The organism is Streptomyces sp. NPDC044003, from assembly GCF_056435185.1.
The window spans coordinates 995,385-1,013,050 of sequence record NZ_JBWKFA010000003.1 but is presented as its reverse complement, the minus strand read 5'-3'; the positions used below and the strand labels follow the sequence as shown (position 1 = coordinate 1,013,050).

Sequence of the window (17,666 nt, the reverse complement as noted above, 5' to 3'; positions counted from 1 at the left end):
CGCTCGCCGAGGCCCCGCCCCCTCCGGGCACCTGAGGGCACTCCCCCTCCCGCAATCTCGACTCCGAAGGACTGATCGCACATGGCCACCCACCCCGAAGTCGCCGCGCTCCTCGACCGCGCGCACCGGCTCGGCTCCGACCCCCGCAACACCAACTACGCCGGCGGCAACACTTCCGCCAAGGGCACCGTCACCGACCCGGTCACCGGCTCCGACACCGAGCTCATGTGGGTCAAGGGGTCCGGCGGCGACCTCGGCACACTCACCGAGGACGGCCTCGCCGTGCTGCGGCTCGACCGGCTGCGGGCGCTCAAGGACGTGTACCCGGGAGTGGAGCGCGAGGACGAGATGGTCGCCGCGTTCGACTACTGCCTCTATGGCAAGGGCGGCGCCGCCCCCTCCATCGACACCGCCATGCACGGTCTGGTCGACGCCGCGCACATCGACCACCTCCACCCCGACTCCGGCATCGCCCTCGCCTGCGCGGCCGACGGCGAGGCCCTGACCAAGGAGTGCTACGGCGGAAAGGTGGCCTGGGTCCCGTGGCGGCGCCCCGGATTCCAGCTGGGCCTGGACATCGCGGCCGTCAAGGAGGCCCACCCGCAGGCCGTCGGCGTGGTCCTGGGCGGCCACGGCATCACCGCCTGGGGCGCGAGCGCCGAGGAGTGCGAGACGAACGCCCTGTGGATGATCCGTACGGCAGAGCGCTTCCTCGCGGAGCGGGGCAAGGAGCAGCCGTTCGGCGCGCCCCTGGACGGCTACGCGGCGCTGGACGAGGAGGCACGCCGGCAGCGGGCCGCAGCGCTCGCGCCGGTGATCCGGTCCCTGGCCTCCCGGGACCGGCCGCAGGTCGGCCACTTCACCGACTCCGAGACGGTCCTCGACTTCCTCGCCCACGACCAGCACCCGCGCCTCGCCGCCCTGGGCACCTCGTGCCCGGACCACTTCCTGCGGACGAAGGTCCGTCCGCTGGTCCTGGACCTGCCGGCCACGGCGGATCTCGGCGACGTGACCACCAGGCTGACCGAGCTGCACGCGGAGTACCGCGAGGAGTACGCCGCCTACTACCACCGCCACGCCACCGAGGACTCCCCCGCGATGCGCGGCGCGGACCCCGCGATCGTCCTGATCCCCGGCGTCGGCATGTTCTCCTTCGGCAAGGACAAGCAGACCGCGCGGGTCGCGGGCGAGTTCTACGTCAACGCCATCAACGTGATGCGCGGGGCCGAGGCCGTCTCCTCCTACGCCCCCATCGAAGAGTCGGAGAAGTTCCGCATCGAGTACTGGGAGCTGGAGGAGGCCAAGCTGCGGCGCATGCCGAAGCCGAAGCCGCTCGCGACCCGGGTGGCCCTGGTGACGGGTGCCGGCTCCGGCATCGGCAGGGCCATCGCGCACCGGCTGGTCGCCGAGGGCGCCTGCGTCGTGGTCGCCGACCTGAACGGCGACAACGCCGCCGCGGTCGCCGAGGAGCTGGGCGGCCCGGACAAAGCCATGGCGGTCACCGTGGACGTCACCTCCGAGCAGCAGATCGCCGCCGCGTTCCGCGAGGCGGTCCTCGCCTTCGGCGGTGTCGACCTCGTCGTCAACAACGCGGGCATCTCCGTCTCGAAGCCGCTCCTGGAGACCACCGCCCGCGACTGGGACCTCCAGCACGACATCATGGCCCGCGGCTCCTTCCTCGTCTCCCGCGAGGCCGCCCGGATCATGATCGAGCAGAACCTGGGTGGCGACATCGTCTACATCGCCTCCAAGAACGCGGTCTTCGCCGGCCCGAACAACATCGCCTACTCCGCCACCAAGGCCGACCAGGCCCACCAGGTCCGCCTCCTGGCCGCCGAGCTCGGCGCGCACGGCATCCGCGTCAACGGCGTCAACCCCGACGGCGTGGTGCGCGGTTCCGGGATCTTCGCCGCGGGCTGGGGCGCCCAGCGCGCCGCCACGTACGGCATCGAGGAGGAGAAGCTCGGCGAGTTCTACGCCCAGCGCACCCTCCTCAAGCGCGAGGTCCTCCCGGAGCACGTCGCGAACGCGGTCTTCGCCCTCACCGGCGGCGACCTGACCCACACCACCGGTCTGCACATCCCCGTCGACGCCGGCGTCGCGGCCGCCTTCCTGCGCTGACGGCACACCTCGATGACCCTGGTGCGGCTGCGTGACGGCGGCACCAGGGTGGAAGGGCAGCGGATCGACGCCGGCTGTCCCTCGCTCTCTTTCCCTCCCCTCACCGCCACGAGCCACCCGCCCCGCGGAGGAAGCCCCACGTGACCACCACTCCCCCGTCCTCCGCCTCCGCCTTCGCCGCGGTCGATCTCGGCGCCACCAGCGGGCGCGTGATCCTCGGCCGTGTCGGCCCGGACAAGCTCGACCTCACCGAAGTCCACCGCTTCCCCAACACCCCCGTACGACTCCCCGACGGGCTGCGCTGGGACGTCCTCGCCCTCTTCCAGGGCATCCTCGACGGGCTGCGCGAGGCCGCCCGCTCCGGCGGTGTCGCCTCCATCGGCGTGGACACCTGGGCCGTGGACTACGGCCTCCTCGACGCCGACGGCGCGCTGCTCGGACACCCGTTCCACTACCGCGACGACCGGACCGACGGTGTCGCCGAACGCGTCCGGGCCGAGGTCGGCCGCGAGGAGCTGTACGGGATCACGGGTCTCCAGCACCTCCCGTTCAACACCGTCTTCCAGCTGGCCTCCACCGCGGGAACCGTCCAGCGGGACGTCGCCCGCACCCTGCTGCTGATCCCGGACCTGCTGGTGCACTGGCTGACCGGGTCCATCGGCGCCGAGGAGACCAACGCTTCCACCACCGGCCTCTTCGACGCCCGCACCGGCACCTGGTCCAAGGAGCTCCTCAACCGGCTCTCCCTCGACCCCGCCCTCTTCCCTCCGCTGCGCTCCCCCGGCGACCCGGCGGGAACCCTGCTCCCCCATGTCGCCGCGTACACGGGACTCGACCCGCGTACGCCGGTGACGACGGTCGCCTCGCACGACACCGCCTCCGCGGTCGTCGCCGTGCCCGCGACCGAGCCGGACTTCGCCTACATCTCGTGCGGCACCTGGTCGCTCGCCGGCCTCGAACTCGACGCCCCCGTGCTGAGCGAGGAGTCCCGGGCGGCGAACTTCACCAACGAGCGCGGCATCGACGGCACCGTGCGCTATCTGCGCAACATCATGGGCATGTGGCTCTTCGAGGAGTGCCGACGCACCTGGGATAAGGAGGGGCTGCCCAGCCACATCGCCACGCTCCTCGCCGACGCCGCCCGGGCCGAACCGTTCGCCTCCGTCATCGACCCGGACGCCCCCGAGTTCCTCGCCCCCGGCGACATGCCGGCCCGTATCCGGGAGTACTGCGCCCGCACCGGCCAGCGCGTCCCCGGCAGCCAGGGCGCGATGGTCCGCTGCATCCTGGAGAGCCTGGCGCTCGCCCACCGCCGCACCCTGCGGCAGGCCGCCGAACTCGCCGGCCGCGACATCCGCCGGATCCATCTCGTCGGCGGCGGATCACGCAACGACCTGCTGTGCAGGCTCACCGCCGACGCCACCGGCCTGCCCGTCGTCGCAGGACCCACCGAGGCCACGGCCCTGGGCAACATCCTCGTCCAGGCCCGGGCCGCCGGCCTGGTCGGAGACCTCGCCGACATGCGCCGGCTCATCGCCTCCACCCAGCGCCTACGGCACTACACGCCCCGGGGCGACAGCGCCGCCTGGGACGCGGCCGCCGCCCGACTCGACTCCGCCCCGAGGAACCCCTGATGCGCGTCGCTCTCTTCGCCACCTGCGTCAACGACGCGGTCTATCCCGCGACGGCCGTCGCCACCGTCAGGCTGCTCGAACGCCTCGGTGTCTCCGTCGACTTCCCCGTCGCCCAGACCTGCTGCGGACAGCCCCAGTACAACACCGGCTACCGCCGGGAGACCGAGCCCCTGGTCCACCGCATGGCCCATGCCTTCGAGGGCTACGACCACGTGGTCACCCCGTCCGGATCCTGTGCCGCCATGGTCCGCGACAACTACCCGAGGATCGGGCGCAAGGCACAGGCGGAGGGGCGCGGCAACGCGCTGGCCGAGGCCTCCGCATCCCTCGTCCTCAGGACGTACGAGCTGACGGAGTTCCTCGTGGACGTGCTGGGCCTGACGGACGTGGGCGCGTACTTCCCGCACCGGGTGACGTACCACCCCTCCTGTCACGGCCTGCGGCTGCTCGGGCTCGGGGAGCGACCGCGGCGGCTCCTGGAGGCGGTGAAGGGCCTGGAGCTGGTGGAGCTGCCGGGCGCGGAGGAGTGCTGCGGCTTCGGCGGCACGTTCGCGGTGAAGAACCCGGACGTCTCGGCGGCGATGGGCGCCGACAAGATCACGAACGCGCTGTCCACGGGCGCGGAGGTCCTGTGCGGCGCGGACAACTCCTGTCTGCTGCACGTGGGCGGCATGCTGAGACGTCAGGAGGCGCCGCTGCGCGCGCTGCACCTCGCCGAGATTCTCGCGAGCACGGAAGAGGAGCCCTGGGCATGAGCGGGACCTTCGTCGGTATGCCGGCCTTCCCGAAGGCGGCGCACGAGGCCGTACGGAACGAGACCCTGCGGGCGAACCTGCGGCACGCCACCCACACCATCCGCGACAAGCGGGCGAAGGCGGTCGCCGAGCTGGACGACTGGGCCGAGCTCCGCGAGGCCGGCAGGCGCATCAAGGACCAGACGCTCCGTCACCTCGACACATATCTCCTGCAGTTGGAGGAGACGGTGACGGCCGCCGGCGGGACCGTGCACTGGGCGGCCGACGCGGCGGAGGCGAACCGGATCGTCGCCGATCTGGTGAAGGCCACCGGGGAGAGCGAGGTGGTCAAGGTCAAGTCGATGGCCACCCAGGAGATCGGGCTCAACGAGGCCCTGGAGGCCGAGGGCATCGCCGCGTACGAGACGGATCTCGCGGAACTGATCGTGCAGCTCGGCGAGGACCGCCCCTCACACATCCTGGTCCCGGCGATCCACCGCAACCGCGGCGAGATCCGCGACATCTTCCGGGAGAAGATGGGGAGTTGGGGTCGCCCCGCGCCGGAGGGACTGAGTGACACGCCCGCCGAACTCGCCGAGGCCGCCCGCCTGCACCTGCGGGAGAAGTTCCTCCGCGCCAAGGTCGGCATCTCCGGCGCCAACTTCATGGTCGCCGAGACCGGCACCCTCGTCGTCGTCGAGTCCGAGGGCAACGGCCGCATGTGCCTCACCCTCCCCCAGACCCTCATCTCCGTCGTCGGCATCGAGAAGATCGTGCCCACCTGGCGGGACCTGGAGGTCTTCCTCCAGACCCTCCCCCGCTCCTCCACCGCCGAGCGCATGAACCCCTACACGAGCATGTGGACCGGCACGACCGACACCGACGGCCCCACCACCTTCCACCTCGTCCTCCTCGACAACGGCCGCACCGATGCCCTCGCCGACGAGGTGGGGCGACAGGCCCTGCGCTGCATCCGCTGCTCCGCCTGCCTCAACGTCTGCCCCGTGTACGAACGGGCCGGAGGCCACGCCTACGGCTCCGTCTACCCCGGCCCCATCGGCGCCATCCTCACCCCGCAACTGCGCGGCACGCAGAGCGAGGTCGACGCCTCCCTCCCGTACGCCTCCTCCCTCTGCGGCGCCTGCTACGAGGTCTGCCCCGTCGCCATCGACATCCCCGAAGTACTCGTCCACCTCCGCGAAAAGGTCGCCGAGCAGGGCGGGAAGGGACACCGCCTGGAGAAGGCCGCCATCAAGGCCTCCACCTGGGTCCTGAACCACCCCGGCGTCCTCGCCACCGGCGAACGCCTCGCCTCGAAGACCCGCACACTCCACCCGAAAAAGCTCCCCGGGCCGGGCATCGGCCCGTGGACGGACAGCCGCGACCTGCCCGACATGCCCGCCGAACCGTTCCGCGACTGGTGGAAGAAGAACCGCACGTGAACCAGAACTCCCGCGAACGCATCCTGGGCCGCATCCGGCGGGCGCTCGCCGAAGCACCGGTCGCCCCGGAACCCGCACGCGACTACCTCACCTCCCACACCCCGGACGACCCGGCCCGACTCCTCGATCTCCTGCACGAGAACCTCGCCGACTACCGGGCGATCGTGCACCGCACCACGGAGAACGAACTCCCCGTCCTGGTGGCCGCACTGCTCGACCGGCACGGCGCCCGCTCGGTCGCCGTCCCGCCCGGCCTGCCCGCCACCTGGCTGTCCGCGACGACGGCGGAGCAGCGCCACGACGACGGTGCCGTGCTCACCCCGTACGACCTGGACGCCACGGACGCCGTGGTGACGGGGTGCGCGCTGGCGATCGCCGAGACCGGCACGATCGTCCTGGACGGCGGTCCGGGCCAGGGCCGCCGCGCCCTCACCCTCGTCCCCGACCTGCACGTGTGCGTCGTACGCGCCGCCGACCAGGTCGTCGCCTCCGTACCGATGGCGCTGCCCCGCCTGGACCCGGCCCGCCCACTGACGTGGATCTCCGGTCCGTCCGCCACCAGCGACATCGAACTCGACCGCGTCGAGGGGGTGCACGGCCCGCGCGTGCTGCACGTCGTCCTGACCACCCCTTGAAACCGCGTCGGACACGGCGCCCCCTCAAGGAGTGGGGCGCCGTGTCCGCAGTCGGTTGTCGTGTCGCCGGGGTGTCTCAGCCGGCTTCGGCAGGCTGCGCCGGCGCGGCGTCGACGGAGGTGCGGGACGGGCCGCTCCCACCGTCCTGTCCTGCGCCGTCGGCTTCCTCGGCGAGCCGCTGCATGCCGCTGGTGGTCTTCAGCGGCTTCTCCTTGATGAACAGGACGGCGAGGAGCGCGAGGAACGCGAAGGGAGCCGCGACGAGGAAGATCTCGCCCGTGGCGACGCCGTAGGCGTGCTCCACGATCTCGCGGAGCGGGGCGGGAAGGGTCGTCATGTCCGGCACGGCGCGGTCCCCGCCGGAGCCTCCTCCGGTCGGAATGCCGGCGTCCGCGAGCCCCTTGGTCATCTCCGTGGCGACGCGGCCGGCCAGGACGGCGCCGAGCACGCTGGTGCCGATGGTGCCGCCGAGGCTTCGGAAGAAGGAGAGGACGGAGGTGGCGGCGCCCAGTTCGGTGGCCGCCACGTCGTTCTGCGCGGCCAGGACCAGGTTCTGCATCAGCATGCCGACGCCGATGCCCATGACGGCCATGTAGACGCTGGTCAGGCCGAAGCTCGTGTCGGAGCCGATCGTGGAAAGAAGGCCCAGACCGGCGGTCATCGTGATGCCGCCGGCGACCAGGTAGACCTTCCAGCGGCCGGTCTTACTGATGATCTGTCCGGCGACGGTGGAGGAGACCAGGAGGCCGAGGATCATCGGCAGGCTCATGAGGCCCGCGACCGTCGGCGACTTCCCGAGGGAGATCTGGAAGTACTGGGAAAGGAAGACGGTGCCGCCGAACATGGCGAGACCGACGAAGAGGCTGGCGACGGTGGCGAGCGCCACGGTGCGGTTACGGAAGATGCCGAGCGGGATGATCGGCTCGGGCACCCGGGACTCGACGAAGACCGCCGCGACGAGCAGCACCAGGCCGCCACCGGTCAGGGCGGCGGTCTGCCAGGAGGCCCAGTCGAAGCTGTTGCCGGCCAGCGACACCCAGATGAGCAGCGCGCAGACTCCGGCGACGATCAGGAGGGCGCCCAGGTAGTCGATCTTCGCCTCTCGGCGCGTGACGGGCAGCTTCAGCGTCAGCTGCAGCAGCACGATGGCGAGCAGCGCGAACGGGACGCCGACGAAGAAGCACCAGCGCCAGCCCAGCCAGGAGGTGTCCACCAGAACACCACCGATGAGCGGCCCGGCGACCGTGCCGACGGCGAAGACGGCGCCGAAGATGCCGGCGTACTTGCCGAGCCTGCGCGGCGGGATGATCGCCGCCATCACGACCTGCGCGAGGGCGGTCAGGCCGCCGGCGCCGATGCCCTGGGCGACGCGGCTGAAGATCAGCAGCGAGACGTCGTGCGAGAAGCCGGCGAGGAGCGAGCCGACCACGAACAGACCGAGGGAGATCTGCAGGAGCAGCTTCTGGTTGTAGAGGTCGGACAGCTTGCCCCACAGCGGCACCGTGGCCGTCATGGCGAGCAGTTCGGCGGTGACGACCCAGGTGTACGAGGACTGGCTCGCGCCGAGGTCGGCGATGATCCGGGGCAGCGCGTTGGCGACCACGGTGCCGGCCAGGATGGAGACGAACATGCCCGCCATCAGGCCGGACATGGCTTGGAGTATCTGACGGTCGGACATGGCGGCCGGGGACGCGTCGACCGGCGCCGCTGGTGATTTCACAGCATCTCTTCTCAGTGTTTCGTGGTTCACAGGGGTTCTGGGGGCCGCCGCTGGGGGCCCGCCTCGGCACTCGGAAACGCGAGAAGTGGGCTGCCGAGAACGGGAACGCCCGGGACGGCATCAGCCGGCTCGGAATCGCCCAGTACGGGATCGGCCGCGACGGGATCAGCCGGGACGGGATCAGCCGGGACGGGGGTCAGCCGGGACGGGATCGGCCGCTCAGCGTTCGTCGGTCTGAACGGGTGGCATGGGGAGGCCTGCGGCGAGGTGCTCGAACGTCTCCCGGAGCACGTCCGCGAAGGGGACTTCCCCCTGCCGGACGCACCAGTGCTCGAAGGCGACGCGGACGGCCGAGCCGCCGACGGCGGCCAGCAGGCGTGGGTACAGCCCCAGTGCGCGGCGTCGCGCCTCGTCCTCCGGCGACGCGAACGCGGGGCGGTCTTCGGCGAAGAGGGGCGAGCCCCTTCCGATGCGCTCCGCGAGCGCCTCGGCGAGGCCGAGTTCATCGGCCATGTGGGCGCCGATCCTGCGTGCGAGGAGCTGGGGTGCCTTGCGCAGGACTTCGGCGTGCAGACGCCACAGCTCCTGTTGCTGCTCGACCTCGCTGAGCTCCGCCGCCAGGGCTTCACGGAGCGCTTCCAGCGGGGAGAGTGCGGGCGGAGCGGCGAGGACGGCTCGGCGGACTCGGTCGCTGGCGTCCGCGCCGACCATGACGAAGACCTCGTCGCGGGATTCGAAGTAGTTGAAGAACGTGCGCGTGGAGACCCCCGCCGCCGCGCTGATGGCATCGACGGTCACGTGCTCGACACCGCGCTCCACGGCGAGACGTACCGCCGCCTCGACCAGCGCGGCACGCGTCGCACGCTTCTTGCGCTCCCTGAGCCCGCCCTCGACGGGAACCCCACCCTCCATAGATGCAGGGTACGCAAAAATGCAGGGTCTGCAAAAATAGCCGGGCGCGGCGCCGCCCCGTGCCGGCGTCCTGCTGGTGGCGACGTCCGCACACGAGGTCGGGTACGACGCACTCGCCGAGTCGACTGCGGTGGGGCGGCGGCCGGTCAGCGGGAGTGGACCCTCAGCAGGGTGTGGCCGGCCACGTCCTCGGTCACGCCCCAGAGCGTGGGGTGGGTGGTCAGGCGCTCGGCCAGGGTGTCGCGCAGGACATCCGCGGAGCCCCAGGTTCCGTACAGCTTGCTCTCGGTGAGCACCACCGGCTTGAGGCCCGCGGTGAGGACCGCCTCCCAGGTGGCCGCCGCGACCCCGGGGGTGTGGGGGCTGCGGAAGTCGTCGAGGGAGACCACCCCGTCCTCGATCAGCAGCTCGCGGGCCGCGGTGATGTCGGCGCGGACGTGGTGGTACAGGTGCGAGGCGTCGATGTGCACGAAGCGGCAACTGCCGGCGGTGACATGGTCGGTGACCTCGGAGGAAGGCCCTTGGATCACGGTCGGCAGCAGGCGGTGGAAGCGTAGATAGTTGGCCTCGAACACCTGACGGGTCAGGGTCGGGTAGTACACCCGCATCTCGGTGGCCGTGGAGTCGTCGGGCGCCTCGCCCGCGTCGAACAGATCACACACGGTGAACTGCTCGCCGTCTGCGGCGTGGTAGCCGATGACAATGGCGCTCTTGCCCTTGTAGACGCCGAGTTCCAGCAGGTCACCGTGGATGCCGTGGGCGCTCTGGTGTGTCAGGAGCCAGTCGAAGAGGAACCGGTCGGCGTCGAAGAACCATCCCTCGACCTCGTCGAGCCGGTCGCGCGTGAGCAGGGGCGGAGCAGTGTCCTGTGCGGTCATGACGGGTCCTCGTGTGTGCGTCGGCGGGGGCGGGTCCGCCACCGGGCGGCCGCAGCCCGTGGCGGGCTAGCCCCAGGACGGCCCGAGGTTACGGTCCCCCGCCGGCGCCCCGCCCGTACCACTCCCCCACCACGCACAACGTCCACGCGATAGGCGTAATCCCGCTGTCGGCCCACGCCGCGGGCGGCCCCATCCGCGGCCGCCGAGAATGATCACGGTCGGTTCACACGCCGATCGACTCGGCCGCCGGGGCTCACCGCGTGCATCGGCTCCTGGCGGCGCAGGTCGAGCAGCATCGCCTCGTAGCGGTCCTCGCCCGTTCCCCAGGGCACCGTCTCGCCGATCGTGCGGTATCCCCAGGCCCGGTAGGCAGCCGAAGCCGCAGTGGCGCCCGGGTGGACGTTCAACAGCACCCGCTCGGCGGCGATGCAGTCGAGGAGCGTCGTGTGGAGACGCCCCGCGATGCCGTGCCCGCGCCACGGTGCGCGCACGGCGAGTTCCATCAGCCCGAAGGTGCGGTGTCCGTCCTCCCGCCGCATGTCCTCGGGCACCGGCACGGCCAGTTCGTCCCACCACGGGGTGTCGGGGGCGAGCGGGTGGCCGTACGCCATGCCCACCGGCTCGCCGTCCTCGGTACGGGCCACGGCGGCACGGAAGGCGCGCTTGCCGACCTGGGAGGGGAAACGGGCGAAGGCCGCGGCGACGCCCTCCTCGGTCTCGCAGTAGGGAGGCTCGGCGAACACCTCTGCATAGATGAGCCTGAACGCGTCCACGGCCTGCGCTGCGGCCGATCCGTCCATGCGCTCGACCGCGATGGTCCCCTGCCACGCCATGTGATGCCCCCTCGGACGGTCTCGCGGATGCACCCTCCGCACCCGTCGGCCGCGGCTTCCCGCCCGGACCGGCTCAGGTCGCCACTTTCGCATCTTGCATGATGACCGGCATGAACACGGAAGCATGCGACCCGGCCGAGCTGGCCGCCCTCCGCGAGATCTTCGCGTCCCGCCCCGAGGCTGCGCCGCCGGCCGGCTGGGAGGCGGTGCGGGCCTTCGAGGCGGAGCACGGCATCGTGCTCCCCGAGCCGTACCGCACCTTCGTGGCGGAGGTCTGCGACGGGCTGCGTGCCGGACCGCCCTACTACGGTCTGCTGCCCCTGGCGCAGACCCCGCCGGACTGGGGCTCGGGCCGCCCCGAGCGTCTGCTGGCCGAGCCCTTCCCGCTCACGGCGGCATGGCTGTGGGACATGGAGGAGGACGAGGAGGTCCTGTCGGAGGAGGAGTTCGAGGCCGGGACGGCCGCCGTGTTCGACCACGGCTCGCTGCTGCTGGGCACCGACGGCTGCGGAATGTACTGGCACCTGATCGTCACCGGCCCACAGCGTGGTCACGTCTGGCAGATCGCCGGCGAGGGCGCGATGCCCTTCGGCACCCAGTCGCCCGACGCCCTGATGCCCGGCGTCCCCGGCTTCGCAGGCTGGGCGACCCACTGGGCCGAGGGGCGCGACTGGTTCGCGGACGCCTGAGTCCTCCTCAATTCGCTTGCGAATGCCCAGGTCAGCCGGGGCAAGATGCGCGCATGAACGTGGACAGGGAAAGCAGCGTGGCCGAGGTCATCGAGCGAGAGCTGCAGTTGTTGAGTCCGGCCGGGAGATCATCCAGGGCACTGGCGGAGCAACTCCTCGATCCGGAGTTCGTGGAAGTAGGTGCCTCGGGGCGAAGGTGGGATCGCCCGTCGATGCTCGCGGCGCTGCCGGTCATGCAGGGTGCGGCCGACGAAGGCCCGCAGTACGTGCCCTCAGAGATGACCGGCACCGTATTGGCGCCGGGAGTTGTGCACCTGACGTTCGAAACCGTGCTCGATGGCAGGCGGGCCCGGAGAAGCTCGATCTGGCGGAAGCTGGATGAGGAGTCCGGGTGGCGGATGTACTACCACCAGGCCACGCCTGTGCCGGATGCCTGAGGCAGTGAGCCTGTTCCGAGCCGACGGTGCCGACGGTGCCGACGGTGCCAACAGTGCCGACCACCCGACGCCGTCCCGACGGCCACCGCCCGAGTCGCCCTCGTAGTCCCCGCCGGGATCGTCGACGTGATGCCCGTCACTCTGCGGGGAACGCGGGGCGGGCATGCACGATCATGATCGGCATGGACGCTCGATTCCTCGGTATCGCTGATCTGACCGAAACCCCCTCCGTGGCGGTCGTCGTCGATGTCATGCGTGCCTACACCGTGGCTGCCTGGGCCTTCGCCCAGGGGGCGGAGAAGATCGTCCTCGCCGAGTCGCTGGACGACGCTCTGGAGCTCAAAGCCCGCCACCCGGATGGGGTGGCGCTCAAGGACGGTCCGCCCGCGCCCGGGTTCGACATGGTCAACTCGCCGGGCATGCTGCGGTCCGTCGACCTCACGGGGCGGACCGTCGTGCAGAAGACCACGGCGGGCACGGTCGGTGCCCTCGCGGTCAAGGAGGCGGAGCTGGTGCTGTGCGCCGGCTTCGTGGTCGCGGAGGCGACGGCTCGGTTCCTTCGGACGCGGGAGAGTGACCACGTCACTTTCGTCGTCACCGGCGAGGACGGCCGGGCCGACGAGGATCTGGCCTGCGCGCAGTACATCGCCGGGAGAGCCTCCGGGGCCGGGACGGACGCTGCTCCCTTCCTCCGCCGCGCTGCCGAGTCGCGCGCCGCCGACGAGTTGACTCAGCGGGTGCGTCGGGGAGTGCACTCCGACGACGTCGCGCTCTGTCTTGAGCTCGACCGGTTCCCCTTCGCCATGGTGGCGACCTTGGAGGACTCGCTCATGGTCCTGCGTCCGTACCCGGTGCCTTCGGCGGCTGACGAGGACCCGGTCCGATCGACGTGAGGCCCCCTGGGGCGTGGGTCGGAAGTGCTCTGGCTTGGCTGACGTGAGTGCGCGGGGGCGGAGTTACCGCTATGTCGGACCGGTCGAGCTGAAGGCTGCGGTCCGGCCTGGCAGCGGCGGGTGCCGGATCAGTTCGGCGGCCGAGTTCGGCGGCTGGATAGCCGAGCGATCGGCGGCGGAGCTGGCCGAGCCGTTCACCTTCGTGGTCGGCACGGACGGTGCGCTTCGGCTGGCGCCGCGGCGAAGCGAGCACGTGGCCTGCGCCGGCGGAGCCGTGGTTCTGAGTGCCGGTGAGATCGGCTTCGTGCGCGAGGAGGACCGGTGGGCCGTGAGCGAGGTCAGCAACCAGTCCACCGGGTACTGCCCGGACGTCACCTCCTGGTCGGAGGTCGCCCGCGCTGTGGACGCTGTCGAGCTCCGTCGGCCCTCCGGCTTCACCCACGAGGTGGTGTTCCGGCGGTGCCCTGACTGCCAGGAGCACAACATCGTGCGCGAGGACGACTTCGTCTGCGTCTTCTGCGGCAGTGATCTGCCGACGACGTGGAACGTGGATCCCGCCGCGGCACACCGGTAGGGACAGCGTCTGCCGGGGCGCCCTGTTCGGCGCAGCCCCGATGGCCTCGGGGGGCGTCCCGTCGGAGGGTGGTTCTGAAGACCGCCCGCTGCCCGAGCCCATGAGGACGTCGCCGATGCACCGCTATCCCCCGATCGCCGACCACGGGCTCATCGGAGACCTGCAGACGTGCGCGCTGGTCTCCGCCGAGGGCGTGGTGGACTGGTTCTGTTCGCCCCGCTTCGACTCACCGAGCATCTTCGCCAGACTTCTCGACCACGAGCGCGGCGGCCACTTCTCGATCACCGTCAACACGCCGGGCACGACGGTGCGTCAGCTGTACCTGGCCGACAGCGCGGTTCTGCTCACCCGCTTCCTCACCCCTGACGGGGTCGGCGAGGTGGCCGACTTCATGCCGCTGGCCGCCGATCCGACCGTACCGACCGACCGGCACACCCTGGTCCGGGTGCTTCGGGTGGTGCGGGGCACGGTCCGCTTCGCGCTGGAGTGCCGGCCCCGGTTCGACTACGGCCGGGAAGCGCACGAACTGGTCGTCGACGGCGCCGGCGCGCGTTTCTCCGGCGCCACCGCCGCCGCGCACCTCCAGGTGCTCGGGCCCGTCGTACTGGAGCGCGACGGTGCGGACGTCCGTGCCGAGGTGGAGCTGACCGCCGGTCAGCGCGCGGCCGCCGTGCTCACCGTGGACGGTCCTGAAGCCGAGCCGCCCGCGCCGGAGGACGAGGCGAGCCTGCTGGCCGCTTTCGACGGGGTCCGCGCCTTCTGGCACGAATGGATCAGCCGCTGCAGCTACCGAGGCCGCTGGCAGCAGCAGGTCAATCGCTCGGCGATCACGCTGAAGCTGCTCACGTACGCCCCGTCCGGCGCGCCGGTCGCCGCCGCCACCATGGGCCTGCCGGAGCAGGTCGGCGGTGAACGGAACTGGGACTACCGCTACACCTGGGTCCGGGACGCCTCCCTGTCGGTGCGCGCCATGGTCGACCTGGGCTTCACCGAGGAGGCCGACGCGTTCCGCCGGTGGCTCGGCGCCCGGCTCCAGGCCGGTGGCACCGTCAGCGGGGAGCCGCTGCAGATCATGTACCGGGTGGACGGCGACCCGCACCTGAGCGAGGAGGTGCTCGACCATCTGGAGGGCTGGCGCGGCTCCGCCCCGGTCAGGGCCGGCAACGGCGCCGCCGACCAGCTCCAGCTCGACATCTACGGCGAGGCCGTCTTCGCCTTCGCGCAGGCGCGCGACCTCGCCCAGCTCGCCGGCTACGACGGCTGGCTGCGCTTCGCCGCCACGGTGGACTGGCTGTGCGAGCACTGGGACCGCCCCGACGAGGGGATCTGGGAGACCCGTGGCGGCCGCCAGGACTTCACCTACAGCCGGCTGATGTGCTGGGTGGCCCTCGACCGTGCCGTACGGATGGCCGTCGCGCTCAGCCGTCCCGCCGACCTGCCGCGGTGGACGGCCGCGCGGGACGCGGTGCTGCACCAGGTCATGGAACGGGGGTGGTCCACCGAGCGGCAGGCCTTCGTCCAGCATTACGGCAGCGAGGTACTGGACGCGTCACTGTTGCTGATGCCGATCACCGGCTTCGTCGCGCCGCGCGACCCGCGCTGGCTGTCCACGCTGGACGCGATGGACAGCGAGCTGGTCTCCGACAGCCTGGTCTACCGTTACGACCCGGCCGCCTCCCCCGACGGGCTGCGCGGCTCGGAGGGCACCTTCTCCCTGTGCAGCTTCCTGTACGTGGACGCGCTCGCCCGGGCCGGCCGCGTCGAGCAGGCCCGCTACGCCTTCGACAAGATGCTGACCTACGCCAACCACGTCGGGCTCTTCGCCGAGGAGATCGGCCCGACGGGCGAGCAACTGGGCAACTTCCCCCAGGCCTTCACGCACCTCGCGCTCATCACCGCCGCGATGGCCCTCGACAAGGCCCTGGACCGCTGAGCGGCTTCCGAGGGCCAATGCCGTGGCGACGGCCGCCGTTTCCGGCGCCCGTCGGCGCGCTGCGGTGTTCTCGCGCGCGGTGGTTCAGGCCACGAGGAGGCGGAGGCCGAGTTCGGCCGCGTCGAGGGCGACGAGTTCGGGGTTCCGCTCGGCCCAGCGGCCTGAGGACAGGTCCTCGCGGAGCCGGTTCACCGCCCGCTGCTCGGCCTGCGGCCCGACTCTGGTCCATACGGACACCGCGCGGCGCACATGCTCGTCCAGGTACGCCTCGGGCCGCCGCCAGTACGCCTCGAAGAAGCCGTCCGCGCAGTCCCAGGGGATGAGCACCGGCTCCATGCGGGCGCCGATCGCGCCGGCCAGCCGGTCGACCGAGGGCCGGCCGGCGACAAGGCCCGCGACCTCCGGCAGATAGTCGCGGGTGAGCCAGAACCGGTCCCGCCAGCCGGTCTCACTGGCGTCGTGCGTGAACACCACCACACGGCGGGCCACGCGCCGCATCTCGCGCAGCCCTGCGATCGGGTCCTGCCAGTGATGAACCGTGCTGAAGGCCATCGCCGCGTCGAAGGACCGGTCCTCGAACGGCAGGCTCTCCGCCGTCGCCGCCAGGCACGGCGCAGCGCCCGCCGGACGCTGCGCCCGCATGACCGCCGAGGGCTCGACCGCGGTCACGTCACGGTCCGGGGGTTCGTAGGAGCCGGTGCCGGCGCCCACGTTCAGTACCGTCCGCGCGTCCCCGAGCGCCTCCCAGACCTTCGCGGCGATCCGCGGCTCGGTACGTCGCGTCGCCGGGTACGCGGAGCCGATGGCCTCGTACAACTGCGCTCCGAACACCTTGAGTTGTTCCTCCGGGTTCGTCCTGATCCCCAAGGCCCGTTCCTCCAGTTCCCTGTCGATGGCCGTCACCATGGCAGCAGCACGGTCGCGCTGGTCGACCAGCAGGCCGCGCATCCGGTGCAGGTGCGCGACCGCGTCGGTGGTCGGGTCGTCGACGAGATCCGCGATCTCGCGCAGCCCGAAGCCGAGCCGCCGGTAGCCGAGCACCTCCCGCAGGCGCTCGACGTCGCCCGCCGAGTAGGCCCGGTATCCGGCCGAGGTTCGCGCGGACGGCTGCACGAGGCCGATCTCGTCGTAGTGATGCAGCGTGCGGACGCTGACGTCGGCCAGCTCGGCCACGCGCCCCACGGTCAGGTGTTCTTCCACGCCACCGACGATGCGGCATGACGTCACGTGAGGGTCAAGCGCCTTCCCTCCTGGTGCGCGCGGAGCCACCCCCGCCGGGGGTCGACGGGGGTGGCTCCGGTGTGGATGGGCGACGCTCTCCGGCGGTCAGGCGCGTACGTGGAGCCCGAAGCCCGTGCGGCCCGTCGGCTCCAGGCCCTCCTTCAGGTGCAGCGAGGGGATCTCGTAATCGCCGAAGTTCTGCCGCCGGAAGGCGATCGGCTCGGTCGACTCCAGGGTGAGCAGGCGCTGCTCCCAGGCCTTGGCGACGTCGCCGTAGTCCTCGTCGGTCATCCGGTCGGTGCCGTACAGCACGAACGGCGGAAGGGCCTCGATGCCGGGGTAGTAGAGGATGCCGTGGTGGATCGGGAACAGCAGGTCGTCGATGGGACCGTTGATCCCGCGGGCCGCGTAATGGCTTTCCGGGCCGCCGGCGGTCACCGACAGCAGGGCCCTGCGGCCCGCGAGGGTGCCTTCGCCGAAGCGCTCGCCGTACTTGGTGTCGCTGTGCTCGCCGACGCCGTACGCGAAGCGGTACGTGAAGACCCGGTCGACCCAGCCCTTGAGGATCGCGGGCATCGTGTACCACCACAGCGGGAACTGGAAGATGATCGTGTCGGCCCACAGCAGCTTCTCCTGCTCGGCCAGGACGTCCGGGGTCAGCGTCCCGGTGTCGAAGGCCCGGCCCGAGTCCAGGGCCACCTTCAGCGGGCTGGACGCGGCGGGGCCGTAGTCGGCGGCGTCGACGACGGCCTTCCAGTTCATCGCGTACAGATCGCTCACCCGTACTTCGTGCCCGGCGGCCTCCAGCGTGGACACCGCAAGGTCCTTGAGCGAGCTGTTGAGCGACTTCGGCTCCGGGTGGGCGTGGACGATCAGCGTCTTCATGGCGACTCCTTCGGATCGGATGCCTTCGATCCTGGGCGCCGGGCCGCCCGTTGTTCAGGGGCGCCTCTTCCGTAGGACCGGGCTTCCTGGTACTGGCAGGGCCACCTTCGCGGGCGTCGCCGAGG

The 17,666-nt window shown here is 71.4% G+C and carries 16 protein-coding genes; 10 read left to right on the top strand and 6 right to left on the bottom strand.

The features are described 5' to 3' along the window. Positions 1-81 precede the first annotated feature (81 nt). The 5 genes from AC07AW_RS16620 (at position 82) to AC07AW_RS16600 (ending at position 6,566) form a co-directional block, all read left to right on the top strand. A complete protein-coding gene (locus tag AC07AW_RS16620) occupies positions 82-2,121 on the top strand; it encodes a bifunctional aldolase/short-chain dehydrogenase (protein ID WP_478816148.1) in 2,040 nt (679 codons plus the stop codon). 140 nt (positions 2,122-2,261) lie between these two features. Then, positions 2,262-3,755: a rhamnulokinase gene (locus tag AC07AW_RS16615; RefSeq protein WP_478816147.1), complete on the top strand. Its 1,494-nt coding sequence runs from the start codon at positions 2,262-2,264 to the stop codon at positions 3,753-3,755. Beyond that, entirely contained in the window at positions 3,755-4,510 is a 756-nt protein-coding gene (locus AC07AW_RS16610) for a (Fe-S)-binding protein (protein WP_478816146.1), read from the top strand. The genes AC07AW_RS16615 and AC07AW_RS16610 overlap by 1 nt, the downstream gene beginning before the upstream one ends. Next, positions 4,507-5,931 (top strand): LutB/LldF family L-lactate oxidation iron-sulfur protein, encoded by a 1,425-nt coding sequence (locus tag AC07AW_RS16605; RefSeq protein WP_478816145.1) that lies wholly within the window; start codon positions 4,507-4,509, stop codon positions 5,929-5,931. The genes AC07AW_RS16610 and AC07AW_RS16605 overlap by 4 nt, the downstream gene beginning before the upstream one ends. Continuing rightward, the gene (locus AC07AW_RS16600; RefSeq protein WP_478816144.1) at positions 5,928-6,566 is read left to right on the top strand and encodes a LutC/YkgG family protein; all 639 of its coding nucleotides are present in this window, start codon (positions 5,928-5,930) and stop codon (positions 6,564-6,566) included. The genes AC07AW_RS16605 and AC07AW_RS16600 overlap by 4 nt, the downstream gene beginning before the upstream one ends. A gap of 76 nt (positions 6,567-6,642) precedes the next feature. Here AC07AW_RS16600 and AC07AW_RS16595 read toward each other — a convergent pair whose 3' ends face one another. From AC07AW_RS16595 to AC07AW_RS16580, 4 genes are all read right to left on the bottom strand, one after another. Next, positions 6,643-8,244, bottom strand: a complete 1,602-nt coding sequence (locus AC07AW_RS16595) for an MDR family MFS transporter (protein ID WP_478816265.1) — start codon at positions 8,242-8,244, stop codon at positions 6,643-6,645. Positions 8,245-8,505: 261 nt separating this feature from the next. Then, entirely contained in the window at positions 8,506-9,198 is a 693-nt protein-coding gene (locus AC07AW_RS16590; protein ID WP_478816143.1) for a TetR/AcrR family transcriptional regulator, read from the bottom strand. Positions 9,199-9,344: 146 nt separating this feature from the next. Further along, a complete protein-coding gene (locus AC07AW_RS16585; RefSeq protein WP_478816142.1) occupies positions 9,345-10,076 on the bottom strand; it encodes a class I SAM-dependent methyltransferase in 732 nt (243 codons plus the stop codon). 212 nt (positions 10,077-10,288) lie between these two features. Further along, positions 10,289-10,909 carry a GNAT family N-acetyltransferase gene (locus tag AC07AW_RS16580; protein WP_478816141.1) on the bottom strand — a complete coding sequence of 207 codons (621 nt, stop codon included), beginning with the start codon at positions 10,907-10,909 and terminating at the stop codon, positions 10,289-10,291. Positions 10,910-11,007: 98 nt separating this feature from the next. Between AC07AW_RS16580 and AC07AW_RS16575 the strand changes: the two genes are divergently transcribed. The 5 genes from AC07AW_RS16575 to AC07AW_RS16555 all read left to right on the top strand — a co-directional run bounded on the left by AC07AW_RS16575 (position 11,008) and on the right by AC07AW_RS16555 (position 15,435). Next, entirely contained in the window at positions 11,008-11,598 is a 591-nt protein-coding gene (locus tag AC07AW_RS16575; protein ID WP_478816140.1) for an SMI1/KNR4 family protein, read from the top strand. Positions 11,599-11,651: 53 nt separating this feature from the next. Then, the gene (locus AC07AW_RS16570; RefSeq protein ID WP_478816139.1) at positions 11,652-12,035 is read left to right on the top strand and encodes a nuclear transport factor 2 family protein; all 384 of its coding nucleotides are present in this window, start codon (positions 11,652-11,654) and stop codon (positions 12,033-12,035) included. A 182-nt stretch (positions 12,036-12,217) separates the two neighbouring features. After that, positions 12,218-12,928 (top strand): 2-phosphosulfolactate phosphatase, encoded by a 711-nt coding sequence (locus AC07AW_RS16565; RefSeq protein WP_478816138.1) that lies wholly within the window; start codon positions 12,218-12,220, stop codon positions 12,926-12,928. A 43-nt stretch (positions 12,929-12,971) separates the two neighbouring features. Beyond that, on the top strand, positions 12,972-13,502 hold the full coding sequence (locus AC07AW_RS16560) for a hypothetical protein (protein ID WP_478816264.1): 531 nt from the start codon (positions 12,972-12,974) through the stop codon (positions 13,500-13,502). Positions 13,503-13,617: 115 nt separating this feature from the next. Continuing rightward, positions 13,618-15,435 carry a glycoside hydrolase family 15 protein gene (locus AC07AW_RS16555; RefSeq protein WP_478816137.1) on the top strand — a complete coding sequence of 606 codons (1,818 nt, stop codon included), beginning with the start codon at positions 13,618-13,620 and terminating at the stop codon, positions 15,433-15,435. An 84-nt stretch (positions 15,436-15,519) separates the two neighbouring features. Here AC07AW_RS16555 and AC07AW_RS16550 read toward each other — a convergent pair whose 3' ends face one another. Then, positions 15,520-16,635, bottom strand: coding sequence for a MerR family transcriptional regulator (locus AC07AW_RS16550; protein WP_478816136.1), 1,116 nt, complete (start codon positions 16,633-16,635; stop codon positions 15,520-15,522). A gap of 126 nt (positions 16,636-16,761) precedes the next feature. Then, a complete protein-coding gene (locus AC07AW_RS16545) occupies positions 16,762-17,541 on the bottom strand; it encodes an NAD(P)H-dependent oxidoreductase (protein WP_478816135.1) in 780 nt (259 codons plus the stop codon). Positions 17,542-17,666 lie beyond the last annotated feature (125 nt).

Bases quoted from the DNA above. Each gene is read 5' to 3' on its own strand.
- AC07AW_RS16620 (WP_478816148.1), top strand. From the start codon at position 82: ATGGCCACCCACCCCGAAGTCGCCGCGCTCCTCGACCGCGCGCACCGG.
- AC07AW_RS16605 (WP_478816145.1), top strand. From the start codon at position 4,507: ATGAGCGGGACCTTCGTCGGTATGCCGGCCTTCCCGAAGGCGGCGCAC.
- AC07AW_RS16570 (WP_478816139.1), top strand. From the start codon at position 11,652: ATGAACGTGGACAGGGAAAGCAGCGTGGCCGAGGTCATCGAGCGAGAG.
- AC07AW_RS16590 (WP_478816143.1), bottom strand. From the start codon at position 9,198: ATGGAGGGTGGGGTTCCCGTCGAGGGCGGGCTCAGGGAGCGCAAGAAG.
- AC07AW_RS16545 (WP_478816135.1), bottom strand. From the start codon at position 17,541: ATGAAGACGCTGATCGTCCACGCCCACCCGGAGCCGAAGTCGCTCAAC.
- AC07AW_RS16610 (WP_478816146.1), top strand. From the start codon at position 3,755: ATGCGCGTCGCTCTCTTCGCCACCTGCGTCAACGACGCGGTCTATCCC.
- AC07AW_RS16565 (WP_478816138.1), top strand. From the start codon at position 12,218: ATGGACGCTCGATTCCTCGGTATCGCTGATCTGACCGAAACCCCCTCC.
- AC07AW_RS16595 (WP_478816265.1), bottom strand. From the start codon at position 8,244: ATGTCCGACCGTCAGATACTCCAAGCCATGTCCGGCCTGATGGCGGGC.
- AC07AW_RS16555 (WP_478816137.1), top strand. From the start codon at position 13,618: ATGCACCGCTATCCCCCGATCGCCGACCACGGGCTCATCGGAGACCTG.
- AC07AW_RS16585 (WP_478816142.1), bottom strand. From the start codon at position 10,076: ATGACCGCACAGGACACTGCTCCGCCCCTGCTCACGCGCGACCGGCTC.
- AC07AW_RS16580 (WP_478816141.1), bottom strand. From the start codon at position 10,909: ATGGCGTGGCAGGGGACCATCGCGGTCGAGCGCATGGACGGATCGGCC.
- AC07AW_RS16575 (WP_478816140.1), top strand. From the start codon at position 11,008: ATGATGACCGGCATGAACACGGAAGCATGCGACCCGGCCGAGCTGGCC.